Annotated in this window: 17 protein-coding genes; 9 read left to right on the top strand and 8 right to left on the bottom strand. The window is 69.0% G+C overall.

Going from position 1 to position 14249, the window contains the following annotated elements; all coding sequences use genetic code 11:
* Position 1 precedes the first annotated feature (1 nt).
* The gene (locus tag GQS65_RS14850) at positions 2 to 160 is read right to left on the bottom strand and encodes a hypothetical protein (protein WP_158205417.1); all 159 of its coding nucleotides are present in this window, start codon (positions 158 to 160) and stop codon (positions 2 to 4) included.
* Positions 161 to 289: 129 nt separating this feature from the next.
* Between GQS65_RS14850 and GQS65_RS14845 the strand changes: the two genes are divergently transcribed.
* Positions 290 to 1834, top strand: a complete 1545-nt coding sequence (locus GQS65_RS14845) for an acyl-CoA carboxylase subunit beta (protein WP_158205486.1) — start codon at positions 290 to 292, stop codon at positions 1832 to 1834.
* Between the two features lie 2 nt (positions 1835 to 1836).
* Complete coding sequence (locus GQS65_RS14840; protein WP_158205416.1) at positions 1837 to 2097, top strand: acc operon protein; 261 nt, start codon at positions 1837 to 1839, stop codon at positions 2095 to 2097.
* 31 nt (positions 2098 to 2128) lie between these two features.
* Here GQS65_RS14840 and GQS65_RS14835 read toward each other — a convergent pair whose 3' ends face one another.
* Both GQS65_RS14835 and GQS65_RS14830 read right to left on the bottom strand, forming a co-directional pair.
* Complete coding sequence (locus GQS65_RS14835) at positions 2129 to 2632, bottom strand: MOSC domain-containing protein (RefSeq protein WP_158205415.1); 504 nt, start codon at positions 2630 to 2632, stop codon at positions 2129 to 2131.
* Between the two features lie 59 nt (positions 2633 to 2691).
* On the bottom strand, positions 2692 to 3372 hold the full coding sequence (locus GQS65_RS14830) for a glycerophosphodiester phosphodiesterase (RefSeq protein ID WP_158205414.1): 681 nt from the start codon (positions 3370 to 3372) through the stop codon (positions 2692 to 2694).
* Positions 3373 to 3522: 150 nt separating this feature from the next.
* Between GQS65_RS14830 and GQS65_RS14825 the strand changes: the two genes are divergently transcribed.
* From GQS65_RS14825 to GQS65_RS14810, 4 genes are all read left to right on the top strand, one after another.
* Positions 3523 to 5319: an acetyl-CoA carboxylase biotin carboxylase subunit gene (locus GQS65_RS14825; RefSeq protein ID WP_158205413.1), complete on the top strand. Its 1797-nt coding sequence runs from the start codon at positions 3523 to 3525 to the stop codon at positions 5317 to 5319.
* A 253-nt stretch (positions 5320 to 5572) separates the two neighbouring features.
* Positions 5573 to 5887: a NifU family protein gene (locus GQS65_RS14820; RefSeq protein WP_158205412.1), complete on the top strand. Its 315-nt coding sequence runs from the start codon at positions 5573 to 5575 to the stop codon at positions 5885 to 5887.
* 49 nt (positions 5888 to 5936) lie between these two features.
* Entirely contained in the window at positions 5937 to 6797 is an 861-nt protein-coding gene (locus tag GQS65_RS14815; protein WP_158205411.1) for a hypothetical protein, read from the top strand.
* Positions 6794 to 7795: a biotin--[acetyl-CoA-carboxylase] ligase gene (locus tag GQS65_RS14810; RefSeq protein ID WP_158205410.1), complete on the top strand. Its 1002-nt coding sequence runs from the start codon at positions 6794 to 6796 to the stop codon at positions 7793 to 7795. The genes GQS65_RS14815 and GQS65_RS14810 overlap by 4 nt, the downstream gene beginning before the upstream one ends.
* An 8-nt stretch (positions 7796 to 7803) precedes the next feature.
* On the opposite strand, the gene GQS65_RS14805 is transcribed toward GQS65_RS14810, so the two are convergent.
* The 3 genes from GQS65_RS14805 to GQS65_RS14795 form a co-directional block, all read right to left on the bottom strand.
* Positions 7804 to 8877, bottom strand: a complete 1074-nt coding sequence (locus GQS65_RS14805) for an amidohydrolase family protein (RefSeq protein ID WP_158205409.1) — start codon at positions 8875 to 8877, stop codon at positions 7804 to 7806.
* Between the two features lies 1 nt (position 8878).
* Positions 8879 to 10105, bottom strand: a complete 1227-nt coding sequence (locus GQS65_RS14800) for an HD domain-containing protein (protein ID WP_158205408.1) — start codon at positions 10103 to 10105, stop codon at positions 8879 to 8881.
* A gap of 83 nt (positions 10106 to 10188) precedes the next feature.
* Positions 10189 to 10995, bottom strand: coding sequence for a helix-turn-helix transcriptional regulator (locus GQS65_RS14795; protein ID WP_158205407.1), 807 nt, complete (start codon positions 10993 to 10995; stop codon positions 10189 to 10191).
* Positions 10996 to 11177: 182 nt separating this feature from the next.
* On the opposite strand from GQS65_RS14795, the gene GQS65_RS14790 reads away from it, so the two are divergent.
* Positions 11178 to 11477: a hypothetical protein gene (locus GQS65_RS14790; RefSeq protein ID WP_158205406.1), complete on the top strand. Its 300-nt coding sequence runs from the start codon at positions 11178 to 11180 to the stop codon at positions 11475 to 11477.
* Positions 11478 to 11510: 33 nt separating this feature from the next.
* A complete protein-coding gene (locus tag GQS65_RS14785) occupies positions 11511 to 12326 on the top strand; it encodes a cytochrome b (protein WP_158205405.1) in 816 nt (271 codons plus the stop codon).
* 53 nt (positions 12327 to 12379) lie between these two features.
* Here the strand turns inward: GQS65_RS14785 and GQS65_RS14780 are convergent, their stop codons facing one another.
* A complete protein-coding gene (locus tag GQS65_RS14780; protein WP_158205404.1) occupies positions 12380 to 13543 on the bottom strand; it encodes an HD domain-containing protein in 1164 nt (387 codons plus the stop codon).
* A gap of 71 nt (positions 13544 to 13614) precedes the next feature.
* Positions 13615 to 13932, bottom strand: coding sequence for a hypothetical protein (locus tag GQS65_RS14775; RefSeq protein WP_158205403.1), 318 nt, complete (start codon positions 13930 to 13932; stop codon positions 13615 to 13617).
* 103 nt (positions 13933 to 14035) lie between these two features.
* Between GQS65_RS14775 and GQS65_RS14770 the strand changes: the two genes are divergently transcribed.
* A partial coding sequence (locus tag GQS65_RS14770) for a 2-phospho-L-lactate transferase CofD family protein (RefSeq protein ID WP_199268479.1) occupies positions 14036 to 14249 on the top strand: 214 nt, incomplete at its 3' end.

The raw sequence follows: 14249 nt of genomic DNA, 5'->3' as shown, positions 1-14249 counted from the left end.
GTCAGTCCTCGCCGGCGTTCTCCCGAGCGGAGCGGTCCCCGTCCTCGTTTCTCCCCCCGGAGTCGTCACCGTCGTCGGCCTCCCGTTCGATGTCGTCGAGCGTGTCCCGGACGTCGACGAGTGGCGGCAGTCGCCCGTCGTCCTCGGCCGTATCAGACATGTCTGGCGCTCCTCTCGGCTGTCGGTTAGGCGTTCACCTCGCGGGTGCCGTGCGGGGGGGGGGCGGCCGGTTCGACCGCTCCCGGTATCCTTTTGCTTCGAGTCGGAGAACCACCGACAATCAATGACGATGGAGGAGCGCATCGAGGAGTTACGCGAGCGCAAGGCCCGCGCGGAACTCGGCGGCGGCGAGGACCGCATCGAGTCCCAGCACGACAAGGGCAAGATGACCGCCCGCGAGCGCATCGACTACTTCCTGGACGACGGCACGTTCCGGGAACTCGACCAACTGCGGACCCACCGGGCGAAGAAGTTCGGGATGGAAGACCGCCAGATACCCGGCGACGGCATCGTCACCGGCTACGGCGAGGTGGACGGGCGAACCACCTTCGTCTTCGCCCACGACTTCACCGTCTTCGGCGGGTCGCTCGGCGAGGTGTTCGCCGAGAAGCAGTGCAAACTGATGGACAAGGCGATGGAGGTCGGTGCCCCCATCGTCGGTCTGAACGACTCGGCGGGCGCACGCATCCAGGAGGGGGTGACCGCCCTCGGTGGCTACGCGGACGTCTTCCACCGCAACCAGCAGGCCAGCGGCGTCGTCCCGCAGATATCGGCCATCATGGGACCGTGTGCGGGCGGGTCGGTCTACTCACCGGCCATCACGGACTTCACGTTCATGGTCGAGGACACCAGCCACATGTTCATCACCGGCCCGGACGTCATCGAGACGGTCACCGGCGAGGAGGTGGGCTTCGACGAACTCGGCGGCGCGGGCACGCACACCGGCACCTCGGGCGTCGCACACTTCTCGGAACCCGACGAGGAGACGGCGCTCGACGACGTGGCACACCTGCTGTCGTACCTGCCACAGAACAACGTCGAGGACCCGCCGCGCGTCGACCCGTGGGACGACCCCGACCGGGCCGACGAGGAACTGAACGGCATCGTCCCGGACAGTCCACAGAAGCCCTACGACATGCACGAGGTCATCGACGGCGTGCTCGACCGGGACTCCTTCTTCGAGGTCCAGGAGAGCTACGCCCGGAACATGGTCGTCGGGTTCGCCCGCCTCGACGGGCACTCGGTGGGCGTCGTCGGCAACCAGCCACGCGCCAACGCGGGGACGCTCGACATCGACGCCTCGCTGAAGGGCGCGCGCTTCGTCCGGTTCTGTGACGCGTTCAACGTCCCCATCGTCACGTTCGTCGACGTGCCGGGGTTCATGCCCGGTACCGACCAGGAGCACAACGGCATCATCAAGCACGGTGCGAAACTGCTCTACGCGTTCAGCGAGGCCACCGTCCCCCTGATGACCGTCATCACCCGGAAGGCCTACGGCGGGGCGTACTGCGTGATGGCCTCCAAGCACATCGGCGCGGACGTCAACTACGCGTGGCCCACCGCCGAGATCGCCGTCGTCGGCCCGCAGGGAGCGGTCAACATCCTCTATCGCGGCGAGTTGAACGAGGCCGACGACCCCGACACGCGCCGCCAGGAACTCATCGACGAGTACCGCGAGGAGTTCGCCAACCCCTACACCGCCGCCGACCGGGGGTACGTCGACGACGTCCTCGAACCGCCGGCGACGCGGCGACGACTCATCGACGACCTGGAGATGCTCCGGAGCAAGCGCGTCGACGCCCCGTCGAAGAAACACGGTAACATCCCGCTCTGACCATGGAGGCCGAACTCGGCGGACTGGCCGACGCCGACGCGGAGGAAGCCGCTGCCATCGTCGCCGCCGTCCGTGCGCACCTGCGTGCGCAGGCGGCCGCCGCGGCCGCCGCGAGCGACGACGGCGAGGCGACGTGGGACGGCGAACGCTGGGCGTACGCCGGCCGCCTCGAAGCGACGGGCCGGCGTGGGCGTCGCCGTCGTGTCCCGAGCAGTGCGCCGCGCGACGCGTGGGCGGCCTCGGGCCGTTCCGACCGGTTCTGACTGCGGGCGCTCCCGCCCCCGTTGGCGGCGTTCAGACCGAGGTGACGCCGTCGCCGGTCGCTATCTCGCCGGACTCGACGACGCGAGCGCGCAGGCCACCGCGGTGGACCAGCGCCTCCCTGATGCCACGTTTCTCCAGGGACCGCTCGAGGTACGAACAGGGTTCACAGAGTTCGACACCCTCACAGACGGCGTCGCCCACCCGGAAGCGCTCGCCGACGAGGTGGTTCAGCGCGACGCCCTCGACGGTGACGTTCCGGCGGTGTTCGCCGGGGGCGACGGCGACGTCGTAGTCGTCCTCGACGGCCACCAGCGCCTCGTGTTCGATGAGCGTCAGGTGCTTCGGCGTCTCGCTGGCCGACTGCGAGAACGTCCCCGCCTCCGCGAAGTACCGGTCGCCACGCAGGCCGCGGTCCGCGACGGCCTCGACCCGGTCGCGGGGTTCGACGGGGGCGGCCGACTCGGGGGCGACGTGGATGGCGACGACCCGCCCGCTCGACCGGGCGGCGTCCGCCGCCGTCTCGTGTTCCTCCATACCGGTCGGTCGGCGAGCACCGTGGTAACGGTTTCCGTGCCTCGGTGCCGTGTCGCGTCTCAGACGACCGCCCAGTCGTCGACGATGAGACCGTCGACGCCCATCTCGTGGAGTCGTCGAGCGGTCGCGGACCGTTTGACCGTCCAGACGTTGACGGTGAACCCCTCGTCGCGGGCGGCGGCGACGTGCTCGGGGGCGTCCTCACACAGTCCGACCGAGGGGTGGACCGCCGCACAGTCGAGGTGCCGCGCACGAGCGAGACCGTGTCGCCAGTCCCGCCCGAGTCGCTTGAGTTCCTGGTGGAACAGGAACGCGAGCGGCAGGTCGGCGTGTTCGCCGACCTCCCGGAGCGCTGCCCGCTCGAACGAGGAGACGAGTACCTCGTTGTCCACGCCGTCGAGGACCGCGAGGAGGTCGGCGGCCATTCCGGCGTGTTTCAGTTCGACGTTGACGCCGACGCCGTCGGGGACGTCCGCGAGGAGGTCCGCGAGCAGCGGGATGGACTGTTCGCTCCCCAGCACCCTGAGAGACCGGAGGCGCGAGTAGGGCGTCTCGGAGACCCGGCCGCGCGCGCCGGTCAGTCGCCGCAGACGGTCGTCGTGGACGACGACGAGTTCGCCGGAGCCACAGCGCCGGACGTCGATCTCGACCATGTCGACGTGCGAGGCCGCCCGACGAACCGCGAGTCGCGTGTTCTCGGGGGCACGGTCGGCACAGCCACGATGCCCGATGACCTGCATCGCTCGGACGGTCGACGGCGACGACCAAATAACGCCCGACGACACGGTGGCGGCGAACCGCCCGGTCGGTCGTGGGGAGGGGTGACGGTCGTGGCCGAACGCCCTGGACCGATAGAAACACGTAGCCGTTGGGAATAGTGGACTCCAAGAATGTTCGACAAGGTACTCGTGGCGAACCGAGGGGAGATCGCGGTGCGCGTCATGCGCGCCTGCGAAGAACTCGGCGTAGAGACCGTCGCCGTCTACTCCGAGGCGGACAAGAACGCTGGACACGTCAGGTACGCGGACGAAGCGTACAACGTCGGCCCGGCGCGCGCCGCGGACTCCTACCTCGACCAGGAGGCTATCGTCGACGCCGCGGAGCAGGCCGGCGCGGACGCTATCCACCCCGGCTACGGCTTCCTCGCGGAGAACGCCGACTTCGCCGCCCTCGTCGAGGAGACGGAGGGGGTCACCTGGGTCGGCCCGGCCAGCGAGTCGATGGAACAGATGGGCGAGAAGACGAAGGCGCGCAAGGTGATGCAGGCCGCCGACGTCCCCATCGTTCCGGGGACGACCGACCCCGCCGAGTCCGCCGAGGAAGTGAAGCAGTTCGGCGAGGAGTACGGCTACCCCGTCGCAATCAAGGCGGAAGGCGGCGGCGGTGGTCGCGGGATGAAGGTCGTCTGGGACGAGAGCGAGGCGGAAGACCAGTTCGAGACGGCCAAACGCGAGGGCGAGGCGTACTTCGACAACGACTCCGTCTACCTCGAACGCTACCTCGACCACCCGCGTCACATCGAGGTGCAGGTCATCGCCGACCACTCGGGCAACGTCCGCCACCTCGGCGAGCGCGACTGCTCGCTCCAGCGCCGCCACCAGAAGGTCATCGAGGAGGGCCCCTCGCCCGCACTCGACGAGGAGATGGCCGAGGAGATCCGCGAGGCCGCCCGGCAGGGTGTCGCCGAGGCCGACTACCGGAACGCCGGGACCGTCGAGTTCCTCGTCGCCGACGGGGAGTTCTTCTTCCTCGAAGTCAACACCCGCATCCAGGTCGAACACACCGTCACCGAGGAGATTACGGGTATCGACATCGTGAAGTGGCAGCTTCGGGTCGCCGCCGGCGAGGCGTTCGACTTCTCGCAGGACGACGTCGACATCGAGGGCCACGCGATGGAGTTCCGTATCAACGCGGAGAACGCCGCCAACGACTTCGCGCCCGCGACGGGTAAACTGACGGCGTACGACCCGCCGGGCGGTATCGGCGTCCGGATGGACGACGCGCTCCGACAGGGTGACACCATCGGCGGCGACTACGACTCGATGATCGCCAAACTCATCGTCTACGGGTCGGACCGCGAGGAGTGCATCGCGCGCTCGAAACGCGCGCTCGAAGAGTACAACATCGAGGGCGTCACGACCATCGTCCCGTTCCACCGCCTGATGCTCACCGACGAGCAGTTCGTCGCCGGCACCCACACGACGGACTACCTCGACGAGGAACTCGACACCTCGCGTATCGAGGAGGCCCAGGAGAAGTGGGGGTCGGCCTCGGACGCGAGCGAGGACGACGAGGACGTCGTCGAACGCGAGTTCACCGTCGAGGTCAACGGCAAGCGCTTCGAAGTGTCGCTCGAAGAGCGCGGCGAGTTGGCCGTCGCGGCCGCCGGGTCCGGTGGTGGCTCCGGCAGCACGCCCAAGAAGCGCTCGGGCGGTTCGGGCGGCTCCTCGGGCGGGTCGTCGTCCAGCGCCGCCGGCAACAGCGTCACGGCGGAGATGCAGGGTACCATCCTCTCCGTCGGGGTCAGTGAGGGCGACGAGGTGGACGCGGGCGACGTGCTCTGTGTCCTCGAAGCGATGAAGATGGAGAACGACGTCGTCGCCGAACGCTCCGGCACCGTCACCGAAGTCGCCATCGGCGAGGGGGAGTCGGTCAACATGGGCGACGTGCTGGTCGTCATCGATTAGTCACCACCACCTTTTGCTGCAGTCGCGTGCTGACGGCCTTCGGCCGTCAGCGGCTCCTTGGCAAAAGCTGGACCAGAAGGATTCGTCCCTCTCTGCACGCTCTTCGAGCGTTCCGTTCGGTCCTCACCCCGCTCGCTCGTTCGCTATCGCTCTCTCGCTCACGGCACGACTCACCAGATCCGACCGCACCAGCACAGCACCCGACCACCGCCCGACCGCCGACGCTAAACCGCGTCGGCACCTGGGTTCGACAATGAGTAGTGACGCCTCCGCAGTCGACGAGAACGACCTCCGCGAGCGCATCACCCAGTTCCTGATGCGGAACTTCCCGCAGATAGAGGGCCACGGCGGAAGCCACGAGATTCTGGATTTGGACGTCGAAGAAGGGTCGGTCACCATCGCGCTCGGCGGCGCGTGTGAAGGCTGTGGCGTCTCGCCGATGACGATTCAGGCGCTCGAAGCGCGACTCCCGCGCGAGATTCCGGAGATTCAGCGCGTCCAGGCGGAGACGAGCGACACGTTCTCCGCGGAGGGCCGCGGCTTCGACCCCGACGACGTCCCGTTCTGAGCGTCGCATCGGCGGAACGCTTTTTTCACAGGTTGGCCGACCGTCCGGTATGCGAACGGGCCACTCGGCACTGCTCGTCCTCGCCGTCGTCGTCGCTGGCTGTGGCGGCGTGACGGCACCCGGTGGCGACGGTGCCCCGGACGGGCCGACGCCAGCGGCCGTCCCGACGGACCACCCGATGGACGACCGGCCGCCCGGAGTCGGTCGGAACGGTCTCTCCGACCCCATCGAGGTGGCGGACGGACACGCCGAGACGCTGGAGGCCCGGAGTTTCACCCGACGACTGGCGTCGGTCGTCCGCTACCGGAACGGCACGGTGATGAGTCGGTTCGACCAGACCGTCCGCCACGCGCCGGGGGAGACGTACGCGCGGACCGTCTACGGTGAGCGGACGGTCTCTTTCTTCGCCGCGACCGGTGGCGTCGAGGAGGTGTGGACGAACGACACCGTCGCCGTCCGCCGACTCTCGTCGGAGGCGGGGGTCGAGTACGTCGCCGGGTCGCCGCCACGGGACGCCGTCTTCCGCGAACGGCTCTACTCCCTGCTCGCGTCGATGCGTACGGGCGAGACGACGGCGAACGCGACGGCCTACCGCGTCCACACCGCCGAGGTGCCGGCACTGTTCAGTACGTTCACGCAGCGACTGACGAGCATCGAGACGTGGAACCAGACGCTCGTCGTCGAACCGGACGGTCGGATTCGCCTGCTCCGCATCGAGTACACGGGCAACGCGTCGGCGAGCGGCCCGTCGATACCCGTCGCCGGGACGTACGAACTCCGGTTCGCGGACGTCGGGAACACGTCAGTCGAACGGCCGGCGTGGGTCCCCGAGGCGCTGAACGTGACGACGGGACGGCAGGGACCGCAGACGAACAGCCTCATTGCCCGACCGGCGGAAGCGACGGTATGAACGACACGCGCCTGCGAGTGCTCGACGCGCTGGCCGACGGACCGGTGTCCGGTCCCGCCCTCGCCGAGCGCCTCGACGTCTCCCGGAACGCGGTCTGGAAACACGTCGAGGCGCTCCGGGAGGACGACTTCGAGGTGACGAGCGGGGGCGCGGGCTACACGCTCGACGCGATGCCACCGCTCCACGAACTGTCGCTGTCGCTCGGCCTCGACGCACCGTTCGCCGTCGAGTCACACGACAGTATCGACTCCACGAACCGCCGTGCCCGCGAACTCGCCGAGGACGGAGCCGAGGAGGTGGTCGTCGTCGCCGACGCACAGACTGGTGCTCGCGGTCGACTGGACCGCTCGTGGGAGGCTCCGCCGGGTGGTGTCTACCTGAGCCTCGTCGTCCGACCCGACGTTCCGATTCGGGACGCACCGCTGTTCACGCTCGCCGCGGCGGTGGCGACGGCCCGTGCCGCCCGCGAACAGGGCGTCGACGCCCACATCAAGTGGCCGAACGACGTCGTCGTCCCCCGTGGGACGACTGCCAGTCGGACGGAGTCCGACGACGTCGTCGCCCCACGGGACGAGACCCGGTACGCCAAACTCGCGGGCATCCTCACCGAGATGCAGGGGGAGGCCGACCGCGTGGGCTGGCTGGTCGTCGGCATCGGCGTCAACGCCGAGGTGACGGCGGAGGGACTTCCCGACGGCGCGACCAGCGTCCGCGCGGAGACAGGGGCCGTCGACCGGCGAGCGTTCGTCCAGCGCCTGCTCTCGGAGTTCGACGCGCTCCGAGCCGACCTGGACGCGGTGGTCCCGGCGTGGCGGGAACTGGCGCTGACGCTCGGCCAGCGCGTCCGTGTCGAGACGCCCGGCGGCGAGGTGGTCGGCGAGGCGGTCGACGTCGAGCGACCGGGGACGCTCGTCGTCCGACGCGACGACGGCGAGACGGTTCGCGTGAGCGCGGGCGACTGCGAGCATCTGCGGCCGGTCTCGGAGCCGGACGAGTAGGAGACCGGCTACGCGAGCACGACCCGCTCGACGTCGCTCGTCCCCGCCCGCCGCACCACGGCGCGGACGACCTCCTGTGCGCCGGTGAGGTTGTCCGAGTCGCCGTCGAGCACCAGCAGTCGCGCGTCGCGGCCCGGTTCGACGACGCCGCAGTTCAGCCCCGCCGCGTCCGCGCCGGCGTGGGTCGCCATCGCCAGCACCTCGGTCGCCGAGACGTCGTAGAGTTTCGCCGTGAACTCCATCTCGCGGAACATCGACGGCGCGTTCAGGAAGACGTTGTCCGTCCCGAGCGCGACGGTGGTGTGCTCCAGCAGGTCCTCGACGGGCGGCAGCCCCACGTCCGTGACGAGGTTCGAGCGCGGACAGACCGCGACCGGTATCCCGGCGTCGGCGACCCGCCGCAGGTGGTTCTCGTCGGCGTGGACCATGTGGACGAGCAGGTTCGGGTCGAGCGCGAGCGCCGGGTCGATGTCACTGGCGTTCACCTCGCCGGCGTGGATGGCGAACGGTTTGTTGGCCGCACGAGCGGCCGCCCGTTCCTCGGTGAAGTCGGTGTCGTTCGCGCCGCTCGCGCCGTAGCCGTCGGCCACGTCCAGCACCTCGCTATCACCGCGACCGTAAACCGTCGCGTCGAGCGAGAGGCCGTCGAGCGCCCGGCGAAGCCGTTCGACGCCCTCGACGCCACCCTCCCGGAACTCGAGGAACGCGCCGGTCCCCGAGCGCTCCATGTACCGCAGCGAGCGGACCATCCCGGCGACCAGTTCGTCGCCGTCGGCCGCACGCAGGAGGCGGTGTTTCAGACCGTCGGGCGGCGCGACGAGTGCTTCGAGCGAGAGACCACCGCCGGCCTCCTTGGCGATGGAGTCACCGCTGTGCGTGTGGGCGTTGACGAACGCGGGGAGGACGATACCGTCCGACTCGACGGGGTCCTCCTCGAGAGCCACGATTTCGCCGTCTTCGACGACGACTCTCCCCTCGACGGGGTCGAACTCACGACCACGGAGGACGGTGCCTTCGAGGACCGTCTCGCCCGTCGTCGTCACCACGTCCGGGTCGCCGGCCGGTGTGTGACTGGCCGGCATCTCAGTGTCCCTCGAACTCGTCGAGCGTCGCGGGGCGCGAGCCACGGATGTCGCTGACCAGCGCGTCGAGGTCGAGTCCGAGGACGCGCTCGGCGGCGTGACCGACCCGCTCGGTCACGTCGCGGGGGGCGTAGACGCCGAGTCGCCACTGGTCTTCCTGCACGCGGAGGACGGCCTGGACCAGGGTCGACTGGTCACGCAGGCGGCGCACCTGGCCGTTGACGACGACCCGACTGGTCGACTCGGGGATGGAGGGCCGCGACGGGATGTCGAGGACGACGTGCTCCGGGTCGACGTCGGCCTCGTCGGCGACGTCGCGTTCGTACTCGCGGATGGTGTCGTGGTCGGCGTCGATGAGCGCGTCGTCGACGGCGTCGAACTCCGCCCACACCGCGCGTTTGTAGAGGTCCCGCGTGTCGAGACGACGGGCGTACTCGGCGGTTTCCTCGCACTGGCGGAGAGCCACGGTGAGGTCCCGGTCGTCCATCCGTCGCAGTTCCCACGCGTCGGTCGCCCCCGCCCGGAGCAGGCCCTCGGCCGCCCGACGCAGCATCGACTTCGAGATGCGGGCGACGTGGTGGCTGTAGACGGTCGGGTTCATCAGCGCCCGCGCGAGCAACAGGGACTCGCCCGTCTGGACGTTGCCCTCGCCGAGGACGAGTTCGCCCTCGGTGAAGTCGAGTTCGCGGACGAGTCGGCCGGTGTCGATGGTGCCGTAGGGGACGCCGGTGTGGTGGGCGTCCCGGACGAGGTAGTCCATCCGGTCGACGTCCAGTTCCCCCGAGACCAACTGCCCGTACTTCCCGTCGCCACGGACGAGGTCCGCGACGGCCGACGGCGAGAGGCCGTACTCCCGGAGCACCTCGCCGACCTGCCCCTCGGTCAGCAGGTCGTCTATCTCGTCGTGGTAGCGACCCGTCTGGCGGTAGATGAGGTCTTCGAGGTTGTGCGAGTACGGGCCGTGACCGGTGTCGTGGAGGAGCGCCGCCGCCCGGATGCGGTCGGCGTTCGCCCCCTCGATGTCGAGGTTCGAGAGGGCACGGTCCGCGAGGTGGTAGACGCCCAGCGAGTGCTCGAAGCGGGTGTGGTTCGCGGAGGGATAGACGAACGAAACGGTCCCTAGCTGTCGGATGCGCCTGAGTCGCTGGACGATGGGCGTGTCGAGGAGCGCCTCGGCCACGCCGTCGACCTCGATGTGGTCGTGGACGCTGTCCTTGATGGAAATCATTGGTCGGCGTTGGGTCGGGTTCGCTTAAAAACCGTCGCACTCCTCCGACCGTCGGCGCTCTCGTGAGGCCGTCCGTCGTCTCCTCACGACGGCAGGTCGTCCGGAGAGATTCTCGTCGCCCGTTCGCGGTACTCGTCGAGTCTCGACGCCACCCACGCGCGGACGGCCTCGTCGTCGCTCTCGATGGTCGCCGTCGGGACACCGTCGTCGTCGAGCGGTGCGAGGACGGCGGTGCCGTCGACGAGTGCGAGCATGACCGGCACCGGCCCGTCGTAGCGATAGAGGTCGACGCGGTTCGTTCCGAGGGCCGTCCGCAACCGCCCCATCATCTCGGCGTCGGCCGACACCCGTAGCGCCCCCGTCGAGACGATCGCCTCGACCTGCTGGTCGCTTCGCATGAACGCCTCGAACCGGTTCTCGAAGTCGGCCCGTGCGCCGGGCGGCGCGGTCGGAGCGACGTTCCGCACCACGTCGGCCGTGTAGACGACCTCCTCCAGTCGCCGCAGGTGGCGGAGGCCGTCACCCGGCACCGGCGTCGTAATCGTCGCCTCGGCGAGTTCCCGAACGTCGAACCCGAGTTCGTCCGTCGGGAGATACTCGACCACGTCCGCGAGACGCTGGGCGGTCTCGACGGTGTCGAGCAGGTCGTCGAACTGTTCCCAGACGAGCGTCCCGGACGGTGTCAGGGTGTACTCCGACCCCCGTCGCTCGACCCAGTGACGCTCCTCGAACGACCCGAGGATGCGGCCGAGCGTCGGTTGTGAGACGCCCGTCTCTCGGTGAACCTCCGGCCGTGTCCGTGGTCCCGAGGCGAGTGTCCGAAGCACTTCGACGCGGTGGCCCGACCGGGCGAGGAACTCCACGTCGTCGAGTGGACTCGGGTCGCCCATGACTGCACGGGGTAGAGCGTCCGCGGGTAAATACCTGTCCGGAGGTTGACTCGAAACGGAGAGGGCCGAAGTTCACGCTCCCCCTCCTCGCTCTGGGGGGGCGGGCGACAGGGGGGGTTGCACGGCGTGAAAGAGTTTCACTAAATATCATTATGCTGACGTTCGGGCTATCTCTGGCCGTCATGGTATCACACGCACACACGACACCGGAGCCGTCGACCACTCGCAACGTCCTCGGCCTCGCCGCGCTGGCCGCCGTCCAGACCCGTGGTCGTCGGTTCGCCGCCTACGGGGCAGCACTGCTGGCCGTCACGCTCCCCGTGGCGTCGGTGTTCGACCCCATCACCTCCGGCCTCCCCACGACGTGGTCGGCGCTGTCCGTGCTCTGGGGGCTCGCGCTCGTCGGCGCGTGCGAGTGGCGGACCGCGTGGGACGTTCGTGCTCAGCCACGCTCCACGGAGGAGGCGCATGCGACGGACTGAGCCGAGGGTCACGGGAGCAGCGGGGGGTGGCCGATGAGCTACCCGAGGCCGAAGCGACCGAACCACGACCACGGCGGCTGGATGAAGAGCCGCGACCTCTCGCCGGTCGAACGGGGGTATCTGACGGTGCTCCTCTGGTTCGACCGGCGCTTCCGTCTCGTCGACTACGTCGAGACGCTGGAGACGCTCTACTACCGGACGAACCTCCAGTTGCCGAAGAGCCACACCGAACAGTACAACCTGGACAACAAGTTCTGGTACTGGTACCCGCTGTACGCCCTCGGGTCGTTCTCGATACTCGCGTACGTCGTCGCGGCCATCTCGGGGGCACTCCTCGGGTTCTACTACTCACCGTCGACCGCACCGGCCGGTGTGGACGGTGACGTGACCGTCGCCTACCAGTCCATCACGTTCATCATGACGGAGTTGAACCTCGGGTTCCTGCTTCGGTCCGTCCACCGGTGGTCCGCACAGGTGATGGTCGCGGCCGTCTTCCTGCACATGCTGCGGGTCTACTTCACCGGCGCGTACAAGGAGCCACGCGAACTCAACTGGATCCTCGGGATCGTCCTGCTCTCGCTACTGCTGCTGTTCGGCTACAGCGGCTACCTGCTGCCGTGGGACCAGTTGGCGTTCTGGGCCGGACAGATCGGCGTCGAACTGTTCCTCTCCGTCCCACTCGTCGGCGAGTGGGTCGCGCAGTTGCTGTTCGGTGGGTTCTCGCTGAGCCAGTCGACACTGCAGCGGATGTACATCCTGCACGTGTTCGTGTTCCCGTTCCTGATGACGGCGCTCGTCGCCATCCACGTCGGCATCGTCTGGATACAGGGCATCGCCGAACCGCACTGACTCGGTTGGCCGGCGAGGGGACGAGACGTCGCTCCCCGACCCGACGGCGGCCCTCACGCGTCCTTCTCGGCGATACCGAGCACGTCCCGTGCCGCGCTCGCCACGTCGTCGACGTGCTCTCCCGGTGTGTAGACGCCGAGTCGCCACCGTGACCGCTCGCCCGCTCGCAACGCCGCGACCAGTTCGGAGGCTGTCTCCAGGCGCTGGACGACCCCCCCGACGACGACGCGTGCGTTCGCCTCCCGCATCGACGGGAGCGAGGGCACGTCGAGCAGTACCTGTTCCTCGGGGACGTCCGCTCGCTCCGCCACGTCCGCTTCCGCCTCTCGAATCGACTCGCGTGGGAACTCCGCGACACCGGCGGGGACCGTCTCCTGACCGACCCAGAGCGCGCGTTTGAACAGGTCGCGCTCCTCGATGCGCCGGCCGAGCGTCGGGGCGTGCTCACGGAGCGCGAACAGCAGGTCGTGGTCGGCGAACCGCCGGAACGCCTCGATGGGGACGCCGCCGTCGACGATGCGCTCGGCCCCGCGTTCGAGCATCGCCCCCGCGATACGCGAGACGTGGTGGCGGTAGACGACGCCGTTCATGAGCGACCGGGCCAGCAGCATCGACTCGGCGGTCTGGACGTTCCCCTCCGCGAGCACCAGTTCACCGTCGCGGACACGCAGTTGCCGGACGAGTCGGCCGGTGTCGATGGTGCCGTAGGGGACGCCGGTGTGGTGGGCGTCCCGGACGAGGTAGTCCATCCGGTCGACGTCCAGTTCACCCGAGACGAGTTGCCCGAGTTCGCCGTCACCCGCGACGAGATCCGCGACCCGTTCGGGCGAGCAGTCGTGGTCGCGGAGGGCGGCCGCGGCCTCGGTTCCCGAGAGCAGGTCGTGAATCTCGTCGTGGTGTTCGCCGGTGTGGCGCATGATGACGTCCTCGGTCTGGTGGCCGTACGGCCCGTGGCCGATGTCGTGGAGGACGGCCGCCGCCCGGACGTGCCGTGCTCGTTCGTCGCGGACGCCCAGCGAGTCGAGTGCCTGGCTGGCGAGGTGGTAGACGCCCAGCGAGTGCTCGAAACGCGTGTGGTTCGCGGAGGGGTAGACGAGTCGGACCGTCGAGAGCTGTTTGATGTGGCGGAGTCGCTGGAAGGCAGGCGTATCGACCAGCGCCTCGGCGAGCGGGTCGAGGGCGATGTGGTCGTGGACGCCGTCCTTGACCGTGTTCATGCGCCGACGTTCGCCTCCGAGGGCAAAGGCGTCCCGTTCCGTCGGCCGGTCGCTCGGCCGACATCGAACGCCTACTCCGCGGCGGCGAGGTTCCAGTCGCTGTCGGTGACGCGTTCGGTCAGCAGGCGCTCGTCGGTGTCGCCCAGCACACGAATCTCGAAGGCTCCCTGCTGGCGCTGGATGTCGAGCGAGACGGTCATCACGTCGGCCGTCGTCTCGTGTTCGATGGGGTCCGGTCGGTCCTCGTCGCGGATGGCGAGCAGACCGAACTCCTCGTACGGGACCCGCGTCGAGGCTTCGAGCAGGTCGTCCTCGTCGTAGAGGTCGACCGTCATCTCGTCGGTCGTCTCCGTCTCGTCGACGACGAGCCGATAGGTTTCGAGCGACATACCGGGCGACACTCCCGCCCCCACTGTAGGCGTGATGGCCGGCAGTCGCAAGGCCGACCGGTCGAGGGGCAGATACAAGCCCGCAACCACACAACGACGACTCATGACGACGTTTCTCGCGGGCGGGACGGGGACGCCCAAACTGCTGTCCGGGGCCGACGAGGTGTTCCCCGTGGCCGAGACGACGGTGGTGGGCAACACCGGCGACGACGTGGAGATATCGGGCCACCTGGTCAGTCCGGACCTCGACACGATGCTCTTCCTCGACGGCGACGTGCTGGACCGCGAGACGTGGTGGGGTATCGCCGACGACGCGG

The organism is Halomarina oriensis, assembly GCF_009791395.1.
Lineage (GTDB): Archaea > Halobacteriota > Halobacteria > Halobacteriales > Haloarculaceae > Halomarina > Halomarina oriensis.
Note: the sequence above shows the minus strand (reverse complement) of the source record. Positions and strands in the feature narration are given on the sequence as shown.

Coding starts and splice junctions, on each gene's coding strand:
- GQS65_RS14850 (WP_158205417.1), bottom strand. CDS start 160: ATGTCTGATACGGCCGAGGACGACGGGCGACTGCCGCCACTCGTCGAC.
- GQS65_RS14830 (WP_158205414.1), bottom strand. CDS start 3,372: ATGCAGGTCATCGGGCATCGTGGCTGTGCCGACCGTGCCCCCGAGAAC.
- GQS65_RS14810 (WP_158205410.1), top strand. CDS start 6,794: ATGAACGACACGCGCCTGCGAGTGCTCGACGCGCTGGCCGACGGACCG.
- GQS65_RS14790 (WP_158205406.1), top strand. CDS start 11,178: ATGGTATCACACGCACACACGACACCGGAGCCGTCGACCACTCGCAAC.
- GQS65_RS14840 (WP_158205416.1), top strand. CDS start 1,837: ATGGAGGCCGAACTCGGCGGACTGGCCGACGCCGACGCGGAGGAAGCC.
- GQS65_RS14805 (WP_158205409.1), bottom strand. CDS start 8,877: ATGCCGGCCAGTCACACACCGGCCGGCGACCCGGACGTGGTGACGACG.
- GQS65_RS14820 (WP_158205412.1), top strand. CDS start 5,573: ATGAGTAGTGACGCCTCCGCAGTCGACGAGAACGACCTCCGCGAGCGC.
- GQS65_RS14835 (WP_158205415.1), bottom strand. CDS start 2,632: ATGGAGGAACACGAGACGGCGGCGGACGCCGCCCGGTCGAGCGGGCGG.
- GQS65_RS14815 (WP_158205411.1), top strand. CDS start 5,937: ATGCGAACGGGCCACTCGGCACTGCTCGTCCTCGCCGTCGTCGTCGCT.
- GQS65_RS14800 (WP_158205408.1), bottom strand. CDS start 10,105: ATGATTTCCATCAAGGACAGCGTCCACGACCACATCGAGGTCGACGGC.
- GQS65_RS14825 (WP_158205413.1), top strand. CDS start 3,523: ATGTTCGACAAGGTACTCGTGGCGAACCGAGGGGAGATCGCGGTGCGC.
- GQS65_RS14785 (WP_158205405.1), top strand. CDS start 11,511: ATGAGCTACCCGAGGCCGAAGCGACCGAACCACGACCACGGCGGCTGG.
- GQS65_RS14775 (WP_158205403.1), bottom strand. CDS start 13,932: ATGTCGCTCGAAACCTATCGGCTCGTCGTCGACGAGACGGAGACGACC.
- GQS65_RS14845 (WP_158205486.1), top strand. CDS start 290: ATGGAGGAGCGCATCGAGGAGTTACGCGAGCGCAAGGCCCGCGCGGAA.
- GQS65_RS14795 (WP_158205407.1), bottom strand. CDS start 10,995: ATGGGCGACCCGAGTCCACTCGACGACGTGGAGTTCCTCGCCCGGTCG.
- GQS65_RS14780 (WP_158205404.1), bottom strand. CDS start 13,543: ATGAACACGGTCAAGGACGGCGTCCACGACCACATCGCCCTCGACCCG.